This window comes from Helicobacter sp. CaF467b (genome assembly GCF_022664765.1).
GTDB classification, from domain to species: Bacteria; Campylobacterota; Campylobacteria; order Campylobacterales; family Helicobacteraceae; genus Helicobacter_D; species Helicobacter_D colisuis.
Genome location: NZ_JALAIY010000001.1, coordinates 809,407 through 831,306 on the forward strand (window position 1 = coordinate 809,407; position 21,900 = coordinate 831,306).

At 33.0% G+C, this 21,900-nt stretch carries 28 protein-coding genes; 20 read left to right on the forward strand and 8 right to left on the reverse strand.

From position 1 onward, the window contains the following. Nucleotides 1-32: 32 nt before the first annotated feature. The 4 genes from rpoD (at nt 33) to MKD52_RS04215 (ending at nt 6,586) form a co-directional block, all read left to right on the forward strand. A complete protein-coding gene (gene rpoD, locus MKD52_RS04200) occupies nt 33-1,880 on the forward strand; it encodes an RNA polymerase sigma factor RpoD (RefSeq protein WP_112056840.1) in 1,848 nt (615 codons plus the stop codon). A gap of 74 nt (nt 1,881-1,954) precedes the next feature. Further along, the gene (gene dnaE / locus MKD52_RS04205; protein WP_242099360.1) at nt 1,955-5,470 is read left to right on the forward strand and encodes a DNA polymerase III subunit alpha; all 3,516 of its coding nucleotides are present in this window, start codon (nt 1,955-1,957) and stop codon (nt 5,468-5,470) included. Beyond that, nucleotides 5,458-5,829: a translation initiation factor gene (locus MKD52_RS04210; RefSeq protein WP_112056838.1), complete on the forward strand. Its 372-nt coding sequence runs from the start codon at nt 5,458-5,460 to the stop codon at nt 5,827-5,829. The genes dnaE and MKD52_RS04210 overlap by 13 nt, the downstream gene beginning before the upstream one ends. Nucleotides 5,830-5,833: 4 nt before the next feature. Next, entirely contained in the window at nt 5,834-6,586 is a 753-nt protein-coding gene (locus MKD52_RS04215; RefSeq protein ID WP_242099361.1) for a pseudouridine synthase, read from the forward strand. Here MKD52_RS04215 and mog read toward each other — a convergent pair. From mog to MKD52_RS04240, 5 genes are read right to left on the reverse strand one after another with little or no spacing between them, the layout of a single operon-like run. Beyond that, entirely contained in the window at nt 6,583-7,113 is a 531-nt protein-coding gene (gene mog, locus MKD52_RS04220) for a molybdopterin adenylyltransferase (protein ID WP_242099362.1), read from the reverse strand. The two genes, MKD52_RS04215 and mog, sit on opposite strands and share 4 nt — an antisense overlap. Beyond that, entirely contained in the window at nt 7,110-7,595 is a 486-nt protein-coding gene (mobB, locus tag MKD52_RS04225) for a molybdopterin-guanine dinucleotide biosynthesis protein B (protein ID WP_112056835.1), read from the reverse strand. Before mobB ends, mog begins: the two co-directional genes overlap by 4 nt. Further along, a complete protein-coding gene (locus MKD52_RS04230; protein ID WP_112057075.1) occupies nt 7,592-8,032 on the reverse strand; it encodes a molybdenum cofactor biosynthesis protein MoaE in 441 nt (146 codons plus the stop codon). The genes mobB and MKD52_RS04230 overlap by 4 nt, the downstream gene beginning before the upstream one ends. 14 nt (nt 8,033-8,046) lie before the next feature. After that, the gene (locus tag MKD52_RS04235; protein WP_112056834.1) at nt 8,047-8,268 is read right to left on the reverse strand and encodes a MoaD/ThiS family protein; all 222 of its coding nucleotides are present in this window, start codon (nt 8,266-8,268) and stop codon (nt 8,047-8,049) included. Between the two features lie 11 nt (nt 8,269-8,279). Further along, nucleotides 8,280-8,603 (reverse strand): hypothetical protein, encoded by a 324-nt coding sequence (locus MKD52_RS04240; RefSeq protein WP_242099363.1) that lies wholly within the window; start codon nt 8,601-8,603, stop codon nt 8,280-8,282. Nucleotides 8,604-8,688: 85 nt separating this feature from the next. Here MKD52_RS04240 and MKD52_RS04245 point away from each other — a divergent pair, with 85 nt between their 5' ends. The 7 genes from MKD52_RS04245 to MKD52_RS04275 all read left to right on the forward strand — a co-directional run bounded on the left by MKD52_RS04245 (nt 8,689) and on the right by MKD52_RS04275 (nt 12,265). Further along, nucleotides 8,689-9,063 carry a RidA family protein gene (locus MKD52_RS04245; RefSeq protein WP_242099904.1) on the forward strand — a complete coding sequence of 125 codons (375 nt, stop codon included), beginning with the start codon at nt 8,689-8,691 and terminating at the stop codon, nt 9,061-9,063. A gap of 91 nt (nt 9,064-9,154) precedes the next feature. Next, nucleotides 9,155-9,469 carry a 50S ribosomal protein L21 gene (gene rplU / locus MKD52_RS04250; RefSeq protein WP_172617271.1) on the forward strand — a complete coding sequence of 105 codons (315 nt, stop codon included), beginning with the start codon at nt 9,155-9,157 and terminating at the stop codon, nt 9,467-9,469. A 21-nt stretch (nt 9,470-9,490) separates the two neighbouring features. Continuing rightward, on the forward strand, nt 9,491-9,748 hold the full coding sequence (rpmA, locus tag MKD52_RS04255; protein WP_005021000.1) for a 50S ribosomal protein L27: 258 nt from the start codon (nt 9,491-9,493) through the stop codon (nt 9,746-9,748). Between the two features lie 53 nt (nt 9,749-9,801). Next, entirely contained in the window at nt 9,802-10,881 is a 1,080-nt protein-coding gene (gene obgE / locus MKD52_RS04260) for a GTPase ObgE (RefSeq protein WP_242099364.1), read from the forward strand. Next, entirely contained in the window at nt 10,874-11,665 is a 792-nt protein-coding gene (proB, locus tag MKD52_RS04265; protein WP_242099365.1) for a glutamate 5-kinase, read from the forward strand. The genes obgE and proB overlap by 8 nt, the downstream gene beginning before the upstream one ends. Nucleotides 11,666-11,712: 47 nt before the next feature. Then, nucleotides 11,713-12,000 (forward strand): hypothetical protein, encoded by a 288-nt coding sequence (locus MKD52_RS04270; RefSeq protein WP_242099366.1) that lies wholly within the window; start codon nt 11,713-11,715, stop codon nt 11,998-12,000. Next, nucleotides 11,990-12,265, forward strand: a complete 276-nt coding sequence (locus tag MKD52_RS04275) for a type II toxin-antitoxin system YafQ family toxin (RefSeq protein WP_242099367.1) — start codon at nt 11,990-11,992, stop codon at nt 12,263-12,265. Before MKD52_RS04270 ends, MKD52_RS04275 begins: the two co-directional genes overlap by 11 nt. 355 nt (nt 12,266-12,620) lie before the next feature. Here MKD52_RS04275 and MKD52_RS08660 read toward each other — a convergent pair whose 3' ends face one another. From MKD52_RS08660 to MKD52_RS08595, 3 genes are all read right to left on the reverse strand, one after another. Then, nucleotides 12,621-13,715 carry a radical SAM protein gene (locus tag MKD52_RS08660; protein WP_347340928.1) on the reverse strand — a complete coding sequence of 365 codons (1,095 nt, stop codon included), beginning with the start codon at nt 13,713-13,715 and terminating at the stop codon, nt 12,621-12,623. 78 nt (nt 13,716-13,793) lie between these two features. Further along, a complete protein-coding gene (locus MKD52_RS04285) occupies nt 13,794-14,810 on the reverse strand; it encodes a radical SAM protein (RefSeq protein ID WP_242099368.1) in 1,017 nt (338 codons plus the stop codon). A 23-nt stretch (nt 14,811-14,833) separates the two neighbouring features. Then, the gene (locus tag MKD52_RS08595; RefSeq protein ID WP_277930813.1) at nt 14,834-14,965 is read right to left on the reverse strand and encodes a hypothetical protein; all 132 of its coding nucleotides are present in this window, start codon (nt 14,963-14,965) and stop codon (nt 14,834-14,836) included. A 116-nt stretch (nt 14,966-15,081) separates the two neighbouring features. Between MKD52_RS08595 and MKD52_RS04290 the strand changes: the two genes are divergently transcribed. The 9 genes from MKD52_RS04290 (at nt 15,082) to atpA (ending at nt 21,894) form a co-directional block, all read left to right on the forward strand. Then, nucleotides 15,082-15,507: a helix-turn-helix transcriptional regulator gene (locus tag MKD52_RS04290; protein ID WP_242099369.1), complete on the forward strand. Its 426-nt coding sequence runs from the start codon at nt 15,082-15,084 to the stop codon at nt 15,505-15,507. A gap of 65 nt (nt 15,508-15,572) precedes the next feature. Next, entirely contained in the window at nt 15,573-16,475 is a 903-nt protein-coding gene (locus MKD52_RS04295) for a methionyl-tRNA formyltransferase (protein WP_242099370.1), read from the forward strand. Next, the gene (locus tag MKD52_RS04300) at nt 16,475-17,107 is read left to right on the forward strand and encodes a biotin--[acetyl-CoA-carboxylase] ligase (RefSeq protein WP_242099371.1); all 633 of its coding nucleotides are present in this window, start codon (nt 16,475-16,477) and stop codon (nt 17,105-17,107) included. The genes MKD52_RS04295 and MKD52_RS04300 overlap by 1 nt, the downstream gene beginning before the upstream one ends. 18 nt (nt 17,108-17,125) lie before the next feature. Beyond that, entirely contained in the window at nt 17,126-17,911 is a 786-nt protein-coding gene (locus MKD52_RS04305; RefSeq protein WP_112056827.1) for an AAA family ATPase, read from the forward strand. Next, nucleotides 17,911-18,804 carry a ParB/RepB/Spo0J family partition protein gene (locus tag MKD52_RS04310; RefSeq protein WP_242099372.1) on the forward strand — a complete coding sequence of 298 codons (894 nt, stop codon included), beginning with the start codon at nt 17,911-17,913 and terminating at the stop codon, nt 18,802-18,804. The genes MKD52_RS04305 and MKD52_RS04310 overlap by 1 nt, the downstream gene beginning before the upstream one ends. A 91-nt stretch (nt 18,805-18,895) precedes the next feature. Then, nucleotides 18,896-19,294 carry a F0F1 ATP synthase subunit B' gene (locus MKD52_RS04315; protein ID WP_242099373.1) on the forward strand — a complete coding sequence of 133 codons (399 nt, stop codon included), beginning with the start codon at nt 18,896-18,898 and terminating at the stop codon, nt 19,292-19,294. Nucleotides 19,295-19,305: 11 nt separating this feature from the next. Beyond that, nucleotides 19,306-19,821, forward strand: a complete 516-nt coding sequence (locus MKD52_RS04320) for a F0F1 ATP synthase subunit B (RefSeq protein ID WP_242099374.1) — start codon at nt 19,306-19,308, stop codon at nt 19,819-19,821. A 1-nt stretch (nt 19,822) separates the two neighbouring features. Next, a complete protein-coding gene (locus MKD52_RS04325) occupies nt 19,823-20,359 on the forward strand; it encodes a F0F1 ATP synthase subunit delta (RefSeq protein WP_112056823.1) in 537 nt (178 codons plus the stop codon). 20 nt (nt 20,360-20,379) lie between these two features. Beyond that, entirely contained in the window at nt 20,380-21,894 is a 1,515-nt protein-coding gene (gene atpA / locus MKD52_RS04330) for a F0F1 ATP synthase subunit alpha (RefSeq protein WP_112056822.1), read from the forward strand. Nucleotides 21,895-21,900 lie beyond the last annotated feature (6 nt).

Genomic DNA, 21,900 nt, shown 5'->3' on the forward strand with positions numbered 1-21,900 from the left:
ACTTTTAATTTTTACTTTTTTGGAGTTGTGAAATGTCTGTAAAAAATATCAATCAGCAGCTCGAAGAGCTATTTCAGTCCGATTCTAAATATGTTTCTTATGAGAAAATAGCACAAGTTTTAACTAAACTCCCAACAGCCGCACAAGCCAAAAGAGTATCTGAGTTAGCAAAAAAATACAAAAAACAGCTTATGTCAGCTTCAGAAGTTGCAAAATTGCTCAATCAAGATGAAGCAAGAAAAATCAAAGAGGATAAAAAGCGTCTTTTAGATGAAGAACTAGAAGAAGAATTTGACTTTATGAAAGAGCGAGAGTTATTAGAATGGAGCAGAAGTGATAGCCCTGTAAGAATGTATTTGCGAGAGATGGGACAAATACCTCTTTTAACTCGTGAAGATGAGGTAGAATTAAGTAAAAATATTGAGCTTGGCGAAAATATTATATTAGATGCCATTTGTTCTGTGCCTTATTTGATTGATTTTATTTTAGACTACAAGGAAGCTTTAATTAATCGTGAAAGACGCGTTAAAGAGCTTTTTAAAAGTTTTGATGATGAGGATGAAGAAGGTGGTGAAAGCGATGAAGAGGAAATAGAAGAAGATCAAGAAGAAGAAGAGTCAGGCAAAAAACCAATTAGCAAAAAAGATCAAAAACGCGTTGAAAAGGTGCTTGTAAGTTTTAAGGCATTAGAAAAAGCCAAAAAAGATTGGCTTAAGACTTGGGAGCAAGAGCAAGGTGAAGAAAGTGGAGATATGTTATACCTTTTAACTCTTGCACATAAAAAACAATTTTTAAAAGAAAAACTTCTTGATTTAGGACCTACAAGTAAGCTTATTACCGAGCTAGTTAAGGCAATGGAGAACACTATTAAAAGTGATGAAGGATTTGATAGAGAGCTTAAGCGTTTGGAATATCGTTTGCCTTTGTTTAACGATATTTTGCTTGGCAACCACAAAAAGATTCTGGATAATATCACAGAAATGAGCAAGGCAGATATTGTCGCAGCTGTCCCTGAAGCGACTATGGTTTCTACTTATATGGAAATCAAGAAGCTTTTTCAAACGAAATTAGCTAGTGAAGGAAGCTTTGATTTAGAGCCTGAAAAGCTAAAGCAGATTCTAGAGCAGATTAAACGAGGGAAAGATATCGCTGATAGAGCAAAAACAAAAATGGCAAAGTCAAACTTGCGTCTTGTGGTGAGCATTGCTAAGCGCTATACGAATCGTGGATTGCCATTTTTGGATTTGATTCAAGAAGGTAACATAGGGCTTATGAAAGCAGTTGATAAGTTTGAATACAAAAAAGGTTATAAATTTTCTACTTATGCGACTTGGTGGATTAGACAGGCTATTTCAAGGGCGATTGCTGATCAGGCGCGAACAATTAGGATTCCTATTCATATGATAGAAACCATTAATCGAATCAATAAAATTATGCGTAAGTATTTGCAAGAAGAGGGTAAAGAGCCTGATATTGACAAGATTGCAGAGGAAGTTGGATTGCCTGTTGATAAAGTTAAAAATGTGATTAAAATCACTAAAGAACCCATTAGTCTTGAAGCACCTATTGGAAATGGAGAAGATGGAAAGTTTGGTGATTTTGTAGAAGATAAGGGCTCTGTCGGACCAATGGATAGCATTTTAAAAGAGGATTTGAAAGAACAAATTGATGATGTTTTAGATCAGCTAAATGAGCGAGAAAAAGCAGTTATTCGAATGCGTTTTGGGCTTTTAGAAGATGAATCAGATCGAACCTTAGAAGAAATTGGGAAAGAACTAAATGTAACAAGGGAAAGGGTAAGACAAATCGAATCAAGTGCTATTAAAAAATTAAAACATCCCAAAGTTGGGCGAAAGCTTAAAAACTACATTGAAGATTAATTTTTATACTTAATGCCTTTGTTAGTATAAATGCGCTAAAATCTTGCTTATTTTTAGCACTAAAAGGTCTTAGAATGAGCAAGACTCCAGATGAAATCATAACTCCACAAATTTCTTTCACTCATTTACACTTACATACAGAATATTCTTTATTGGATGGCTTAAATAAAATCAAAGTGCTTGCTAAGAGAATTAAAGAGCTAGGAATGGATAGCGTTGCTATCACAGATCATGGAAATATGTTTGGAGCTATTGAGTTTTACAAGGCAATGAAAGAGCAGGGGATTAAGCCAATTTTGGGAATGGAAACTTATTTGCATAATGCTGAAGAAATTAGCGATAAAAGTAATCAACGATTCCATTTATGCTTGTATGCTAAAAATTTAGAGGGTTATAAAAATCTAATGTATCTAAGCTCACAAGCATGTTTGTATGGGTATTATATGAAACCACGAATTAGTAAAAAAATGTTGCGTGAGCATAGTGCAGGCTTGATTTGTTCTTCTGCTTGTTTAAATGGAGAGGTGCAATGGCATCTTAATCTAAAAAAAGATGACAATAAGGGTAGAAAGGGCTATGATCGGGCAAAAGAAGTTGCCCTAGAATATAAAGATATTTTTGGAGATGACTTTTATTTGGAGCTTATGCGCCACGGAATTGAAGAGCAGCAGCTTATTGATAATCAAATTGTTCAAATCTCTTTGGAAACAGGCATTAAGATTATTGCAACCAATGACACACATTATACCAAGCAAAGCGATTCCACTGCGCAAGAAGTGGCTTTTTGTATTGGATTTGGAAAAGATTTTAATGATCCCAATCGTATGCGACACACTGTGCAAGAATTTTACATTAAAAACCCCCAAGAGATGGCAAAATTGTATGCAGATTTTCCAGAAGCATTAGCAAATACTCAAGAAGTTGCTAATAAATGTAATTTGGAATTACACTTAGGTGATCCCACTCCGCCTAGTTTTAAATTCACTGCAGAATATGCTAAAGCTGAAAATTTGGATTTCACTCAAGATAGTGAATATTTTGCTTATAAGTGCAGAGAAGGACTAAAAAAGCGTCTTTTAAATATCCCTCAAGAAAAACATCAAGAATATCAAGAGAGATTAGAGAGAGAAATTGAAATCATTAACAAAATGAAATTCCCAGGCTACATGCTTATTGTATGGGATTTTGTGCGTGCTGCAAAAGAGCGTGGGATTCCAGTTGGACCAGGTCGTGGAAGTGCAGCAGGGAGTTTGGTAGCTTTTTGTTTGGAGATTACTAATATTGATCCGATGAAATATGATTTGCTTTTTGAACGATTCTTAAATCCTGAACGCGTAAGTATGCCTGATATTGATATGGACTTTTGCCAAAGTAGGCGTGAAGAGATTTTGGAATATGTGACAGAAAAATATGGGCGTCATAATGTCGCGCAAGTGATTACTTTTGGTATGATGAAAGCAAAGGCTGTTATCCGAGATGTGGCAAGGGTTATGGGAATGCCTTATGGAGAAGCAGATTCCTTTGCTAAACTTATCCCAAAAGATCTTGATATTACTTTGGAAAAAGCTTATGAAAAAGAACCTAAGATTAAAGAATTAATTGAAAAAAATCCTTTAGCTAAGAAAATATGGGATTTTGCAGTTATTTTAGAAAATACCAAGAGAAATCCAGGAACTCACGCTGCAGCAGTTGTTATTGATTCAGAAAATGAACTATGGCATAAAGCACCTTTGTATCGATCTTCTAGGGATGGAATCATTGCGACGCAGTATTCAATGAAATATCTTGAAGATGTAGATTTAATTAAATTTGACTTTTTGGGTTTAAAGACATTGACTTTGATTGATGATGCTTTGAAATTAATTAAAAATCGTCATCATTTAGAGATTGATTTTTTAAAACTTGATGTAGATGACAAGAAAGTGTATGAAACCTTGCAAAGCGGTAACACGCTTGGAATATTCCAAATTGAATCAAGTATGTTTCAAGGAATTAATAAACGCTTAAAGCCAAGCACTTTTGAAGATATTATTGCAATCATTGCATTAGGCAGACCTGGACCTATGGAATCAGGAATGGTGAGTGATTTTATTGATAGAAAGCACGGGAAAGCACCTATTGTCTATATGTTTCCTGAATTAGAACCAATTTTAAAGCCTACTTATGGAACGATTGTGTATCAAGAGCAGGTTATGCAAATAGTGCAAAGAATCGGTGGTTTTAGTCTTGGAGAGGCGGATTTGATTCGTAGAGCGATGGGAAAAAAAGATGCGCAAATTATGGCGGATAATAAAAGCAAATTTGCTCAAGGTGCGCAAAAGCAAGGCTTTGATAAGGCAAAAGCAGAAGAGCTTTGGGAATTAATTGTTAAATTTGCAGGATATGGGTTTAATAAATCACATTCAGCAGCTTACGCATTGATTACTTTTGAGACGGCTTACTTAAAGACTTATTATCCTAAGGAATTTATGGCAGCTTTACTTACTTCAGAAAAGAATGCTACAGATAAGATTGTAGAATACATTGAAGAAGCCAATAAAATGGACATCAAAGTGCTTCCACCTAACTTGCAAAAATCAGAGTTAGAATTTAGCGTTGCAAAGATTGAGGGTGAGGAATGTATTTTATTTGGATTGGGGGCTATTAAAGGCGCAGGGGAAGTGGCTATTAATATTATCTTAGAAGAGCGTAAAAATAATGGCGAATTTAAGGATTTAGAAGACTTTTTAGCAAGGATTGATCCTCAAAAAGTCAATAAAAAATCTTTAGAATCTTTTATTAAAAGTGGAGCAATGGATTGCTTTAATTATACAAGAAAAACGCTTTTAGAACAGGTGGAGATTCTAACAGAAAGTGCAAGAGTGGCACAAACGGCTAGAAAAGAAGCAGAAAATTCTCTTTTTGGAGATAGCGAGGAATTTACAAGTGTTGCATTGGAGCTTGAAAACAAAGGAGAGTTTGATAAAAAGCAGATTTTAGAGTTTGAAAAAGAAAGTTTAGGATTCTATGCTTCAGGGCATCCACTTGAAAATTACAAAGAGATTATAAAATCAATTGATTGTGTTTATACTAATCAGATTCAAGACATTGCAGAAAATAGCCATATTTTGCTAATAGGTAGCATTGAAGATGTGATTACTAAGTTTTCAAAAACAGGTAAGCGCTATGGTATTTTGAAATTACAAGATTTGTATGGAAGTGTAGAGCTGACTATTTTTGAAAAAACACTTTTGGCTTTAGAAGAAATGGATAAAGATATTCCAATTGCTGTTAAATGTATGGTTCAAGAGCAAAATGATTCAAAAAGTCTTAAAGCAGAAAAGATTCTAAGTTTAGAAGAAGCGCAAAAAGAAAAAGTGGATTTTGTAGTGCAAAAAGCTGATACAAGCGATCCTTTGATTTTATTAATTAATTCACAAATCAACAAGCAAATACTCCAAAATTTAAGGGAAGCAGCAATCAAGCATCAAGGCAAAAGGGAATTAAGGATTTTGTTTAAAACGCAAACTCAAGAGTTAGAAATGGCAAGTGCGTTTTTTGTGCATAGTCAAATTAAAGAAGAATTTAAAGAGTTAGAATGGATCGATTAGATTTAAGTCATTTGTCAATAGGCGCTAACTTTGAAGATGCTATTGATGTGCTTTGCAAGAAGTGCGAGAATCTCCAAAGTCAATGCGTTTGTAAAAAGAAAGAAGAAATAAGGGAGAGGGATTCTTATTTTTTATGGATTAAGGAAGAGAAGTGTAAGGGAAAGGATATTACGCTTTGTGGTGTTGTTTATGAAAGAAATGAAACAATTGTGAAAATGCTGAAGGAAATTAAAAAAACTTTGGCTTGTGGTGGTAGCTTTAAAGAGGATTTAGGAGGATATATTTTGGAATTTCAAGGGAAGCATCTAGAAAAGCTTAAAGCTTTTTTGAAAAAAGAAAAATTTAAATTTAAAAAGTAAAAATATGCGATTAAATCAATATATAGCTCATCATTCTAAGTTTTCAAGAAGAGAAGCAGATCGGTTAATTAAAGAGGGTAAAGTTTCAATTAACAAAGAAATTATCAAAGACTTTTCATATCAAGTAGATAATCGCACAAAGGTGTATATTAATGGAAAATGCTTGAGAGAAAAGGAAGAATACACAGTTATTGTTTATAATAAACCAAAGGGTGAGTTGGTTAGTAAAAAAGATGATAGGGGGCGCAAAGTAATTTATGAATCATTGCCTAGGCGTTTTAAGGATTTTATCCCTGTTGGTAGGCTTGATTTTGCTAGCGAAGGGTTGCTTTTATTGACAGATAAAGTGGAGGTGGCGACAAAACTAATGGAAAGTAAGCTAGAACGCACCTATCTTTTAAAGCTTTCAGGTGAGATTAAAGAAGAAGTGTTTGAAGCTATGGAAAATGGTTTGAGTTTGCAAGATGCAACACTAGGAGGGCATCAAAAGAGCAAAATTAAAGCAATGGAGTTTTCGCCTTTTCTTGGATATTGGGTGCTAAAAAATACGGCAAAATTTTCTAAAATTAAAGTGGCTATCAGTGAGGGTAAGAATCGTGAATTAAGGCGTTTTTTTGCCCATTTTAATTTAAGGGTTTTGGATTTAAAGCGTGTTGCTTATGGGTTTGTCTCGCTAAATAATCTCCCCACACAAAAAGTGCGTTTTTTGGAGAGGGGAGAGTATAATAAGTTGCATAAATTTTTAGGAGAAGATTAAGATTTTGGTCGGAAAGCTTTAATGATATTGGGGTTAGTTTGCAAATAAGTAGCACCAATTAAATCAAGGCAATAGGGGATAGCAGGAAAAACTGCATCAAGACACTCTCGGATTGATTTTGGTTTGCCAGGCAGATTGAGGATTAGAGTTTGATTGCGGATTCCTGCTGTTTGGCGTGATAGAATCGCTGTTGGGACATATTTGAGGCTAGTTTGTCGCATAAGCTCTCCAAAACCTGGTAGCATTTTTTGGCATACGGCTTCTGTGGCTTCGGGCGTTACATCTCTTATTGCAGGTCCAGTTCCACCTGTAGTAACGATTAAATCGCATTTTTCAATGTCGGCTAATTCTATGAGTTGAGATTTGATTTGTTCTAAATCATCGCCAATTAAACGATAGACACTCTCCCAAGGGGAAGTAAGATATTCTTTGAGCGTGTCAATAATAGCCTGTCCTGAAATATCCTCATAAATTCCTGTACTTGCTCTATCTGAAAGAGTTAGAATGCCTATTTTTGCTTGATTCATTTATAGTCCTTAATATTTATGTTAATCCAATCTAGAATTTCTTGAGGGTTGTTTAAATTCAAAAGTGGAATATTTTTGGGCAATGAATCTTTGTTGATTGAATCATCAATGGCTAAAGCATTGCTAAAGGGCAAAAAGCGCTCATCAAAGACTTCTCTGGCAACACAGATTCTAGGTAAAGGCAATTCCTTTAATCCCTCCACAAAAAGATAGTCGCAATCTCCAAACTTTTGGATTAATGATTCTAGGCTTAAGTTTTGATGGAATCTTAGTGTGGTTTGTGTAGGACTTAAGATAGCAATATCTGCACCTGTTTTATAAAAAATATCAGAATCTTTGCCTTCTGTGTCAATGGAAGCTTTATTTTTTGGATCGTGTTTGACAATGCAAACGCGCTTTGTAGGGGGTAAAAGAAGAGAAAGTTTTTGGATAAGTGTGGTTTTTCCGCTGTTGGAGTTTCCGCTAAAGGCAATGGCTTTCATTGTAAGATTCCACTAAAAGGTAATTTATAACTTCGCTCTTTTGCATAGATTCTTGTTCCATTTTTTAAATCATATTTCCAAATGGGAGCTTTATGTTTAAAATCTTCGATAAAATCTTCAAAAACTTCTAAACAAGCGCGTCTTTTTGCGCTAAAGATTCCAGCCATATAAGAGCTTTGATGATTAAAAACATCGCCCCTAGAGTGTGCCATTTTTAAAAATACGCCATTTTCTAAAACTTTCTTATTCCAATCCAAAAACCACTGCTCCAAAAGTGGCTTATAAATATCAAAACTTAATCCATCACACCCATTTTCTGCGCGCACAATCCCTGTAAAAATACTATTGGCACCTAGATTGTTTTGAGAAGCAAAATCATACCATTTTTGATAAATTTTGGCTGTATCTAAAGCCCCATCAAAAATTTCTAAACCCATTATTTTAGTGAGCATTATCCACCACACACTGGAGGTAAAATCACTACTTTATCTCCATCTTTTAAGGGGGTATCTAGAGATTGTACAATTTCATCATTTAAAGCAATAGCACAATCTTTAAGCCAATTTTGTATTGCAGAATCTTGTTGTAATTCTTTTTTTAGGGCATAAAAATCTTTGGCATTGCTTGTGAATTTTTGATTTCCAAGTGGTCCTAGTAATTCAACCTCAATCATTAAAATCCTTTCTATAAAAGCTCGATGTATTCTTCATTCATATGATAGGGGGGCGTTTTCTCTTTTTTGGGGGGGGTTGGCGCTTGGGGTTTTGGTGTTTGTTTTCTTTGTGGTGTTGTTGCGACAATCTTTCCTGTTCTTGCATCCACCATAAAAGCCGTTCCTTTTGGATATTTTTGCATTTCTCTTTGAAGTGATTTGTCAAAATTATCTAGTGGAGTAATTTGTAATTTTGGTTTGGGGCGGAATTTGACAAAGGTATCAGCATAAAGATAAGAGGATAATGTAGTAGCGCAAAATGATAGAATTAGGGGCTTTAAAAAAGTTGATTTCATTTCCGAAATTCCTTTTGTTTTGAAATTAATTTGTTATAATTCTATAATATTTTAAGAATAAAGTAAAGGAGAAACCATAATGTTAATGTTAGAGATTACAGCAACCAAAAAAGCACCTCAAGCAATTGGTCCTTATTCGCAGGCAATTAGCACAAATGGAATGGTTTATACTTCAGGTCAAATTGGGCTTACACCAAGTGGAGAATTAGTTCAAGGTATTGAAGCTCAAACAAGGCAAGTTTTAGAGAATCTTAGCGAGGTTTTAAAGGCTTCTAATAGCAGCTTAAAGCAAGTTATTAAAACAACTATTTTTTTAAGCGATATGGAGTATTTTGGTATTGTTAATGGAATCTATGCGGAATTTTTTGGAGATCATAAACCAGCTAGAAGCACGGTGGCTGTAAAAACTTTGCCAAAAGATGCGTTGGTTGAGATTGAGTGTATTGCATTACAAAATTAATGTTTTATTAATAAAAGAAAGAGTAGAATCCGAGCTTTTATTATTCTTTAATAAAAAACAAAAACTTCAAAATAAAATGTAAAGGAATTGTATTATGTATGCAATCATTCAGAATGGAGGCAAACAATACAAGGTAAGCGAAGGCGATATTTTATTGCTTGATTGTTTAAACCTTGAGCCAAAGTCAAAAGTTGAAGTCAATGAAGTTTTAGCTCTTTTTGATAACGGAGATGTGAAACTTGGAAGCCCTTATGTAAGTGGCGCTAAAGTGGAATTAGAAGTTATCAATGAAGGAAGAGGTAAAAAGGTTATTACTTTTAAAAAGCGTAGAAGAAAAGATAGTAAAACTAAAAGAGGTTTTAGAAGAGATTTTACGCGTGTTCGTGTTATTAAAATTGCGGCATAGATTGCTACATAAGGAGTAGAAATGGCACACAAGAAAGGTCAGGGGAGCACCCAAAATAATCGCGATTCAGCAGGACGCCGTTTAGGTGTGAAAAAATTTGGCGGACAATTCGTTCGTGCAGGAAATATTATTATTCGCCAAAGAGGCACAAAAGTTCATCCTGGAAATAATGTAGGAATGGGTAAAGATCACACTATTTTTGCATTAATTGATGGGATTGTTTCTTTTGAAAGAAAAGATAGAAATCGTAAAAAAGTTTCTATTTACCCTGCTTCTTAAAATACTTCATAAATCCCCTTTTGGGGATTGAATTTTCCAGTTAAGGTTTTCTTATGTTTGTTGATAGAGTTGAAATCTTTGTATCCTCAGGCAAAGGTGGAGAAGGCGCCGTATCTTTTTATAGGGAGAAGTTTGTCATCAATGGTGGTCCTGATGGTGGAGATGGCGGTAAGGGTGGAAATGTTTATTTTATAGTAGATCGCAATACTGATACACTTTCTCATTTTAGAGGACACAAACATTTTAAAGCGCAAAATGGAAAGCCTGGGCTTGGAAGAAATAAATATGGAAAAAAGGGCGAAGATTTAGTGATTAGTGTTCCACCCGGCACTCAAGTTTTTGATGTAGAGAGTGGAAAGCTTTTGCTGGACTTACTTGAAGAATCTCAAAAAATTTTATTCTTAGAAGGTGGCAAGGGTGGTTTGGGTAATGTGCATTTTAAAAGTGCTACCAATCAACGCCCAACTTATGCGCAAAAAGGAATGCCGGGTGTTGAAAAAAATATCCGTTTAGAATTGAAATTAATCGCTGATGTGGGCTTAGTTGGATTCCCAAATGTTGGCAAATCAACACTTGTTTCGGTGCTTTCTAATGCCAAACCAGAAATTGCAAATTATGAATTTACGACTTTGATTCCTTCTTTGGGGATTGTGAATGTTGGGGATTATCAATCTTTTGTGATAGCGGATATACCCGGAATTATTGGGGGTGCTAGCGAGGGAAAGGGATTAGGATTAGAATTTTTGAGGCATATTGAGCGGACTAGATTTTTGCTTTTTGTATTAGATATAGCAAATTATCGAGATATTAACACGCAATTTGATATTTTGCAAAAAGAATTAAAAAATTTCAGTCAAGAATTGGCAATGCGTCCTTTTGGGGTTATTTTTAGTAAGCTTGATGCCTTAGAAGAAGAGGAAATTTCTAAAAAAATAGAAGAATTTTTAAAAGAGTTTAATTTCTCCTTGCAAAAAGTAGAAGACAACCACTATCTTCAAGCTTCTAAAAATGAATATGCAATGGAGTTTGATACAAATTCCCCACAATTTGTGCTTGGAATCTCTAGTGTGGTGGGGAGAAATTTGGATATTTTGAAGAAAAATTTATATGAAAGTGTAAAAAGAAATGCTTAAAGAAAGAATTGTAATTAAAGTTGGTAGCTCTATTTTAGTAGAAAATCAACTTATTAATATGCAAAGAATGCAAGCACTTGCAGAGTTAATCGCAAGCTTTAGTGAAAAATATGAGATTATTTTAGTTTCTTCTGGGGCAGTAGCAGCGGGTTATACAAGATTATCTTTAGATAAAAGTGATTTGACAAATAAGCAAGTTTTGGCTTCCATAGGACAGCCATTGCTTATGGAGCTTTATGCAGAACTTTTTAAAAAATATAATATTATTACTTCACAAATCTTACTTACTGCCTATGATTTTGATTCAAGAAAGCATACGCAAAATGCGCAAAACGCAATGGAAGTGCTACTAAAAAATGGGGTTTTGCCTATCGTAAATGAAAATGATGTGATTGCAACAGGGGAGTTAAAATATTTAGGTTTTGGGGATAATGATCAGCTCTCAGCCTATGTTACGCATTATTTTAATGCTTCTCTTTTAGTGATTTTAAGTGATATTGATGGTTATTATAATGACAATCCCCATACAAATAAAAATGCCAAAATGTATAAAACTATCCATAAAATTTCAAAAGAAGAACTAGAGGCAAATGCCACTCCGCATAATCAATTTGCCACAGGAGGAATTGTAACTAAGCTAAAGGCGGCTAATTTTCTTTTAGAAAATAATAAAAAAATGTTTTTAACAAGTGGTTATGAACTAGAGTTTGTAAGAGAATTTTTGCAAGTTGGAATAAAAAGTGGAGAATGGAGCAAAGGGACTTTGTTTGCTCCTTTAAAGTAGGGGATAGATAAGCAAAATTTGGCTATAATAATAAAAAAGGAGCTATTATGTTTGATTATTCTAAATATGAAAATGCAACACAAAAGCAATTAGTTTATGCACTTTCTTTAGTAGAGAAAAGAGCGGAAAAGCTTGCATTGCAAACAAAAGAAAATAACGAGCTTTTTAAATTTTTAAATCAAAAACTAAGAAATTCTTTTAGTATCAAAAAAACCAAAAAAGAAGATCAAAGAAGAATACCCGAGCTTGATGAAGCGATAAGAGAATATGAAAATGGGGAAGTAGAGCGTTATAGTAGCGTAGAAGAAGCATTTAAGGCTTTAAATGCAGAGTAAATATGCAGTTACTTTTTCTAAGAAATTTAAAAAAGATTTTAAAAAAGTAAGTAAGGATAATAAAATAATTCTTAAAGATGTGGTTGATAAACTTGCTAACGATGAAATCTTAGAGTCAAAATATAAAGATCACGCACTAAAAGGTAATTATGTTGGCTTTAGAGAATGCCATATTAAGCCCGATTTATTACTCATCTATCGTAAAAATAAAAATATTTTAGAATTGTATCTAGCAAGTTTGGGAAATCACAACAGCGTGTTTTAGACTTTTTAAGATTATTGTTGAGTAATAAAGCTAAAACCTTATTTAACCCTTAGCTTTAAAAGCTAAAAATAATTTTAGTGGCTTTATAAGAGGATTTTTGCTATCTATTATAAAATCTCTAGGTCTAGTAAAAAGCTTTCTAGCAAGCCTATAAAATCTTGTATGATAGAGTTTAGATTCCATAAAAGTTACATTGCTATTTTTGGATTTTTGTTTAGGAATTATGTTTTTAATCTCATAAATGTAAGGCTTATAAATAGGGGAGTTTAGCTTATAAGTCATTTTTTTAGCATGTGAAATGATGTTGAGTTTATTGAAAAATAGGAAGTTAAATTAATACATACTGGACATAAAATTAATTATTCCATAGTCCAGTATAAGGATTATAATTGCATCGTTGATTTTTTGACATTAAGTTTTTGGTTTTTGAAAGCAATCTGCAGTCTTTACAAGCAAATCTATATTCACAATCTTTGCATTCATTGACTTTGCTATAATCAAAATACCAATATTTTTTTAATGCCTCTTGTTGCAGTATAGAATTAAGATTTTGATGTTTAATATTTCCATAGGTATAGTCTCTTTTAAACACACAGGGAAGTATATCTCCATTTGAAGATATTGCAAATTTTCCAAAAAAACAAGTATTGGCATAACTAGCTTTTTTAAATTTTTCTAATGTAATAGAAAAATTAGGTTTTGTTCTTTGTGCATACTTTAAGATATGATTGTTTGGTGCTAAAGATAATGATTTTCTTGAATTATTATCTCTTATTATGTCAAATTTTTTTAACTTGGGTACATTAATGTTTGATAAATAATCATTTATTTTGTCAATATTATCTTGATTATTATACATTCCTATTGCATTGATATTTACTTTTATGTCATTTTCGGTTAATTTTTTTATCCAATAAATGGTTTTATCAAAAGAGCCTTTTTTTCTGGTTATGTTATCGTGTAAAACTTTATTATCTGCATATATAGAGCAATTAATAGTAATGTTGTGTTTTTTAATATATTTTAAAATTTCATTATTAAAAAGTGTTAAATTGCTATATATATGTACATTATGTCCAATATCAACAGAATATTTTAGTAATTCCATAAAATGTGGGTGTGCTAGAGGTTCACCACCAATAAATTCTATATTTTTACATTTTAAATCTTTAAGTTCTAGTATAATGTTTTTCCAGTTTTCTAAATTCAAGTCATCATTGCTAGGTTTATGCCAATCACCCTCATAACAATGTATACATTTGCAGTTACAAGATTGTGTAATCTCTAGCCAAACAAAATCAATGCTTGGTTGTAATTTTTGAACTACAAATTCTTTGATTTTAAAATTTTCATCAAGAAAACCATTATCTTTAAGTAAATTTATATAACTGTGGGTAAAGTTGCTATTTTTGATATATTGTTCAAGAATTTCGCAAGCTGTTTTATTGATAGAATAAACTTTTTTTTATTAAAATTATATAAAGCACCGCGATTTGCTCCTTTAACATAAATTACATTATGATTGATTTCAAGATTTTTTCTCATTTTTACCCTTATTTGCTAAATTTGTAAAAATATTTTTTGGTAAATATTTGTAGTCTTTATTATCATATTTTGTAGAACATTTGCTGCACCATTTTTGTGCAGCTAAATCTTTTTTAGAGAGGCTTTCAGATAGATTAAACCATTTTACAATAGTTTCTAAATTATTAATATTACCTAAAGTACTCCCTTCTCTTCCATAGCAAAAAGAAACAGTGCCATCGATATCTACTATTGGATATATGTGATTATGGTTATAGCACATATGAAATTCTTTAGCTGATTTTGTTAGTGAAAAATGTACATAAGAAAAATTTAAAGATTTTGCGTAATTTTCTAATTTTCTTAATTCTTTTTCTTTGTTGTAGTCAAATCTATATTTATCTAGCTCTTCAAAACCATAATAAATTTTCATTTCTGTCAAATAAAGTTCTTTGATACCATTAGTGTTGGCAAAATCAATATAGTTTTTTAATGAGCCAAAGTTTTGGTTGTTGAGAGTATAATTTAGATAAAATCTATCTGCAAAACCTTTTTTGCATAATTTTTCAATATTATTTTTTATTATCTCAAGATCAATTCCGTTTTGAAGATTAGATAAATCTTTATTATAAAATCCATCAAGAGTAATACCCCATTGTATGCGTTTATCAAAAAAATAATCCGATAATTTTTCATTTAATAAAAGTCCATTTGTTAAAATTCTAATTTTAAGTTTTGAATTTTTACTCAATAGTGTTTTTATAAAATAATCAAGATTAGAGAAAGTGAGGCTTTCTCCACCACCTAAATTTACAGTGCCTTTGTAATTATATGTAGTAAGTAGCTTAAGAATGTTACTAAGTTGTTCGTTATCAATATGTTGATTTTTAAATCTATGATATCTGGTAGAGCATTTTTTACAAAAGGCATTACAAACATAAGTTAGTGTGCAAAATATATTTGTTGTTGAGAAAAAAGCTTTAACGGCTTTTTTCTCAAGCGTTGTGGTTATGTTATACATGGTGTTAAATAAACTGACAATTATTAATAATCAGGATTGCAACCATTTACAGGACTACAATCACCAGGACCGCAACCAAGCAAAAAAGTTTCTTCTGAAGTCACACACTCAAGAGTTGGCTCAAGATTTTCGTTTTGTAAAATTATATTTTCCACAATAAACTCCTTGTAAAAATTAAGATATATAATTATAGATAAACGATACAAATTATACTTTTACAATAATTAATTTGCTTAAAATTATAGATTAACTATAAAAGTAAAGCAGAAAAATGAAAGTAGTTGAGCGTATTAATGAAATTTTAAAAGAAAAAAATATCAGTAAAAAAGAGCTTGCTAGTCGCCTAATCAATCTAGGAATGAAAGCTAATAAAATAGGAGAGATTCCGACACTTTCAAGTATTTATGCGTATTTGAATGGAAATATTGATATCAAAGCGGATATGATACCTTTTATTGCCGATGCTTTGGGTGTGTTTGAGCAGGAGCTTTTTATGGATAAAAAAGAGAAAAATTTAAAAATATTGAGCAAAATTTATAGTTTTCATACAGAAAAAAATTACCAACAACTAATAGAATTGTTAGAATATCTTTCGCCTAGAAGTTTGGAATGCTTGGAGGAAATTTTGTATCAAAACAAAAAGCAAGTTTTGGAGTTAAATACCGCACTAGAATCGGGATTGAATAAAAATAAATAGGATTTGAATCTTTGTTTAAAGCATTTTGAAGTATGATTCCCAAATGATTTTGCAAAGGCGATAAAATGAATATTGTATTTATGGGGACACCTTCTTATGCAGCAGTAATTTTGGAATCTCTTCTAAAAAGCCATACTATTAAAGCTTTGGTTTGTCAGCCAGACAAAAGGGCGGGGCGGGATATGCAATTAAAAATGCCAGCTACCAAAGAATTGTTATTAAAAAGTGGCTTGGAGGTGCCTATTTTGCAGCCACAAGCTCTTGATTTGGATTTTGTAGATTTACTCAAACAAATACAATTTGACATTATTGTTGTAGCTGCTTTTGGGAAAATACTCCCAAAAGAGATTTTAAGCCTTGCACCTTGTGTAAATTTGCATACCTCAATATTGCCAAAATATCGAGGAGCAAGCCCTATACAAGAAAGCATTTTAGAAAATGAGAGGTTTTTTGGCGTAACTTTAATGCAAATGGAAGAGGGTTTAGATAGTGGAGATATTTTAGGTTTTAGAATCTTAAAAAATAGGGGACAGAATGCAAGGGAGCTATTTGGTGAGCTTTCAGAAGCAGCTGCAAAATTGACTTTGGATTATCTTGAGAAATGGAAAGAAATTGTCCCCCTAAAGCAAAGTAATGCTGATGCAAGTTATTGCAAGAAAATCAAAAAAGAAATGGGAATGGTGGATTTTAGCGAAGCAAAATCGCTTTATCTTAAAGCATTAGCTTATGAAGGGTGGCCAGAGATTTTTTTGCAAAGTGGCTTAAAACTTAAAAAAGTCTTTTTAAATGAAAATGAAAGCGCTAATAAGGCAGGTGAGATTCTAGAGATTTTAGAAGATAAGATTTTGGTGGGTTGCCTTAGGGGTAGTGTTTGGATTCAAGCTTTACAAGCCCCCTCTAAAAAGATGGTAAATGCTTATGAATATTTGCAAGGTAGAAGGCTAAAAAAGGGTGATATTTTAGAATAATGAAAATTCTAACTTTTGAATCTTTACCCTCAACGCATCTATTTTTGAGTGAGAAAATTAAAACTGGAGAGCTAAAAGCGCCTATTTTGGTCGTAGCTCATCAGCAAAATTCAGGCATTGGTAGTCGTGGAAATGTATGGAGCGCTGTAAAGGAGGGATTGTATTTTTCTTTTGCGATTACAGAGGGGGAATTACCTAATGATTTGGCTATTGAATCTGTTTCGATTTATTTTGGTTATCTCTTTAAGGAAGTCTTAGCAGAGCTTGGTTCTCAAGTTTTTTTGAAATGGCCTAATGATTTATATCTTGGTGAAAAAAAAATCGGTGGTATTCTTTGCACAAAAATTTCACAAAATATTTTAGTGGGAATTGGTTTAAATTTAGTGGTAGAGGATTCTGCATTCGGCGCTTTGGACATTTCAGTCTCCAAAGAACAAATACTTTTTCTTTTTATTGAGAAGATAAAAATTTACACATGGAAGCAAATTTTTAGTAAATATAAGTTAGAATTCTCTAGAAATTTTTATTATAACTTTCACTATCAAGGTGAGCAGATTTCTCTAAAAGATGCCAAGCTTTTGGAAGATGGTTCGATACTTTTAAAGGGTAGAAGAATCTATAGTCTAAGATAACAATAAACGGAGCGAAAAATGTGTGAAGTGATTTGTATAGCAAATCAAAAAGGTGGGGTTGGAAAAACGACAACAGCAGTGAATCTTGCAGCTTCTTTAGCGGTAGAAGAAAAGAAAGTTTTGCTAATTGATGCTGACCCTCAAGCCAATGCAACAACGAGTTTAGGATTCCACAGAAATGACATAGAGTATAATATTTATCATGTTTTAATCGGAACCAAACAGCTTTCGCAAATTATTCAAAAAACTTCAATTCCGACACTTTTTTTAGCTCCTTCAAATATTGGCTTAGTAGGAATTGAAAAAGAGTTTTATAGCCAAAAGCGTAATGGAAGGGAATTATTATTAAAAAAGAAAATAGAAGAAGTGGGGAGTTTGTATGATTATATTATCATTGATTCTCCACCTGCCTTAGGACCTTTAACGATTAATGCGCTAAGTGCTTCCCATTCTGTGATTATTCCTATTCAGTGTGAGTTTTTTGCGCTTGAGGGATTAGCACAATTGCTTAATACTATTAAGCTTTTAAGAAAAGAGATTAATCCGGACTTAAAAATCAAGGGGCTTTTGCCAACGATGTATAGTGGACAAAACAACCTTTCAAGGCAGGTTTTTACAGATTTGTTGCAGCATTTTGAAGGGCAACTAATCAAAAATGATACCAAAGATGTGATTGCAATTCCGCGGAATATTAAGTTAGCCGAATCACCTAGTTTTGGGAAGCCTGTTATTTTATATGATGTGCGTTCTCAAGGTAATATTGCTTATCAAAGTCTTGCAAGAGCGATTTTAAAGAGGGCTTAATGGCAAAAAGTGCAGGCTTAGGGCGTGGATTAAGCGCTATTTTGGGGGAAGTAGAAGAGGCTTATCAGAATAATTTAAATGATAATTCAGGTTTGGTAGTTGAAATTGATATTGATAAAATAAAAGCCAATCCCTTGCAGCCTCGCAAGGTATTTGATGATGAGAGTTTGCAAGAATTAGCTGATTCAATTCAAGAATATGGTCTCTTGCAACCGATTTTGGTCTATGAGGATAGTGGAAAATCTGATGAATATTTTTTGATTGCAGGTGAGCGGCGTTTGCGCGCAAGCAAAATTGCAAAAAAAGAAACAATAAAAGCTATTGTTGTAGATGTGCAAGAGAAAAAGTTACGCGAATTGGCTTTGATAGAAAATATCCAAAGGGAAGATTTAAATCCGATTGATTTGGCACAATCTTATAAAGAATTAATTGATGAGTATGGAATCACGCACGAAGAAGTTGCCAAGCGACTCTCAAAGTCAAGAGCACAGATTACAAACACTCTGCGCCTATTGGATTTGGAAAATGAAGTTCAAAAATATATTATAGAAAACAAAATTTCACAAGGACACGCTAAGATTCTGATTACCCTGCCAAAAGAGAAGCAATTAATGGTGGCTGATTCGATTGTAGGACAGAAGTTGAGTGTTCATGAAACTGAAGCGATTGTAAGGAATATTAAAAGTATTAAGTCTAATGATAAGACAAAGAAGGATTTATCAAAAAAAAATGTAATAAGTTTGCAATCTCAAAATGAATTAATGAAAATCTGTCAAATGATGCAAGAAAATAAATTAAAGGCAAAATTGAAAAAAAAATATTTTATTGTGGAGTTTAGTAACGATGAGGAGGTGGAAAGGTTTATTAAATTTTTACCAAATTTAAGTTTTTAAGAAAAACTTAGAAAAAGTCGTGATAGAATAAAAATGTTATTTATATTTAAAGAAAGGAGTGCAAATGACTATTATCCCAACTCCTTGGGTAATGGCGCTAGTTTTTTTTACTTTCCTTATTTTGATTTACTTGCTGAATCGCATTTTGTACAAACCTTTGTTAGGTTTTATGGATGCAAGAGATTCATCAATAAAAAAGGATAGTGAAGGTATAGAAGGTAATGCGGCGGATGTAAAAGCATTAAAAGCGGAGGCAGAGGTGATTTTGCAAAATGCAAGGCAGGAAGCAAGTCTTATAAAAAATAAGGCGCAAGAAAATGCTAAACAGATGGCAGATGCAAAAATTACGCAAAAAAGGGAAGAGTTGAATCTAAAATACAATGAATTTACAGCAATTCTTGAAGAAGAGAGAGAAGAACTTAAGAAAACATTGTTGTCTAAAATTCCTCTTTTTGAAGAAAGCTTAAAAGCTAAAATGGCGAAATTGTAGGAGGGGAAATAATGAAAAAAAGTTTTTTGTTTTTGATGGCAATGTTTTCTCCTTGCATATTGTTGGCGGCATCTGGTAGTGGTGAAGTGGATATTGTTGAGAGAACGATTAACTTTGTTATCTTTTTTGCGCTAGTTTATTACTTTGCAGCAGAAAGGATTAAAGGTGTTTTCAAAGAAAGGCGAGAGGGTATTGCAAATTCTTTAGCCAAGATTCAAGAAAAACTTCAAGAATCAAAAAAAGAGCGACAAAAAGCAGCTAATGAATTAGACGAAGCTAAAAAAATTGCAAAAGATATTGTAGAAGTAGCACACAAAGAATCAGCAATTATTTTGCAGAAAGCAGAGGAAAATACAAAAGCAGAAATTGAAAACTTGATTCGTCAATTCAATGAGAGTATGACATTTGAGAGAAGAAAAATGGAAAAGCTGATTATTGATGAAGTTTTAAAAGAGTTTTTAAGCAAAGATTCTGCAGTTTTGCCTAAAGATGTCTTAACTCAAGCTTTATTGAGAAAGGTTGCTTAAGATGAAAGAATTGATAGCAAAAAGATATATTAGGGCATTTTCTAAGGATGCGCTAAAAAATGAACTGGAAAAGGATTTAGAATTTTTAAGCATTCTTGCAAATGCTTATCAAATTTCTAAATTTAAAGAAATCATCGAATCGCCTTATGTGGAGATTTCTAAAAAGGTGGAGTTTGTTTTGCAAGTTATTTTGGAAAATAAGGCAACACAAAGATTTTCTAATTTTGTTAAAGTTTTGGCAGAACATAAGCGCTTGAACTTGTTCCAAGAGTTGTATGCTGAATTGTTTTCTTATATAGCTTCTTTAAATAAGGAATATATTGCCAATCTAAAAGTAAATGAGAAATATGATGAAGTAGTATTAAAGGATATACAAGGTCAGTTTAGCAAAAAACTAGGCGTTAATTTGATTCTGAAGCAGGAGATTGTAGATGAAGTTGGAATCAAATTGATTGTGGAGGATTTAGGCGTTGAAATTTCCTTTTCTCAAGAGAAATTTATTCAAGACTTAAGAAGTCATATTATGAAAGCATTTTAATTTTTTATGAAGGAGTAAGAGTGATAGCAAAGTTACAAGCTGATGAAATTAGTTCTATTATTAAAGAAAGAATAGATAATTTCGAATTGGATTTAAATATTGCACAAACTGGTAAGGTTATTGCATATGCTGATGGTGTAGCAAAAGTTTATGGACTTAAAGATGCTATGAGCTATGAAATGGTTGAGTTTGATACAGGGGACAAAGGTCTTGCATCAAGCTTGGAAGAAGGCAGCGTGGGTGTTGTTGTCTTGGGTGCTGGAAAAGAGATTAAAGAGGGCACTTCAGTTAAAAGACTTGGTAAGCTTTTACGTGTTCCTGTTGGAGATGACTTGATGGGAAGAGTGGTTAATGCTTTAGGTGAGCCCATTGATGGTAAGGGAGCAATTGAAGCAAAAGAATTTAAATTCATGGAAGAAAAAGCTCCTGGGATTATGGCAAGAAAATCAGTTCATGAGCCACTTCAAACGGGTATTAAGGCAATTGATGCATTGGTGCCAATTGGTAGGGGTCAAAGAGAGTTGATTATTGGTGATAGACAAACAGGTAAAACAACAGTTGCAATTGACACTATTATTAATCAAAAAGGACAAGATGTTGTTTGTATTTATGTTGCCATAGGACAAAAAGAATCCACAGTAGCGCAAGTGGTGAGAAAACTAGAAGAGCATGGAGCAATGGAATATACAATTATTGTTAATGCACCTGCTTCTGATTCTGCTGCGATGCAATATCTTGCGCCTTATGCGGGTGTAACTATGGGAGAATATTTCAGAGATAATGGCAGACATGCTTTGATTGTTTATGATGATTTAAGTAAGCATGCGGTTGCTTATCGTGAAATGTCATTAATTCTAAGACGCCCTCCAGGTCGTGAAGCTTTCCCTGGAGATGTTTTCTATTTACACTCAAGACTATTGGAGAGAGCTGCAAAGGTAAGTGATGAATTGGGTGCTGGTTCTCTAACGGCTTTACCAATTATTGAAACACAAGCAGGAGATGTGGCTGCGTATATTCCTACTAATGTTATTTCAATTACTGATGGACAAATTTTCCTTGAAACAGATTTGTTTAACTCGGGTATTCGCCCTGCGATTAATGTGGGTCTTTCTGTATCTCGCGTGGGTGGTGCTGCACAAATTAAAGCTACCAAACAAGTTTCAGGAACTTTGAGATTGGATTTGGCTCAATATAGAGAATTACAAGCTTTCGCACAATTTGCTTCAGATCTTGATGAATCAAGTAGAAAACAACTTGATAGAGGACAAAGAATGGTGGAAGTTTTAAAGCAACCTCCTTATTCTCCATTGCCAATTGAGAGACAAGTTGTAGTTATTTTTGCAGGAGCAAGAGGCTTTATGGATGATATTTCTGTAGCTAATATTACTAAATTTGAAGCAGATTTATATCCATTCTTAGAGGCAAAATATCCACAAATTTTTGAAGATATTCGATCTAAGAAAATGCTTGATAAGGATATTGAGGAAACTCTAAGTAGAGCTTTAGAAGAGTTTAAAGCTAGTTTTATAGCATAAGTAGGG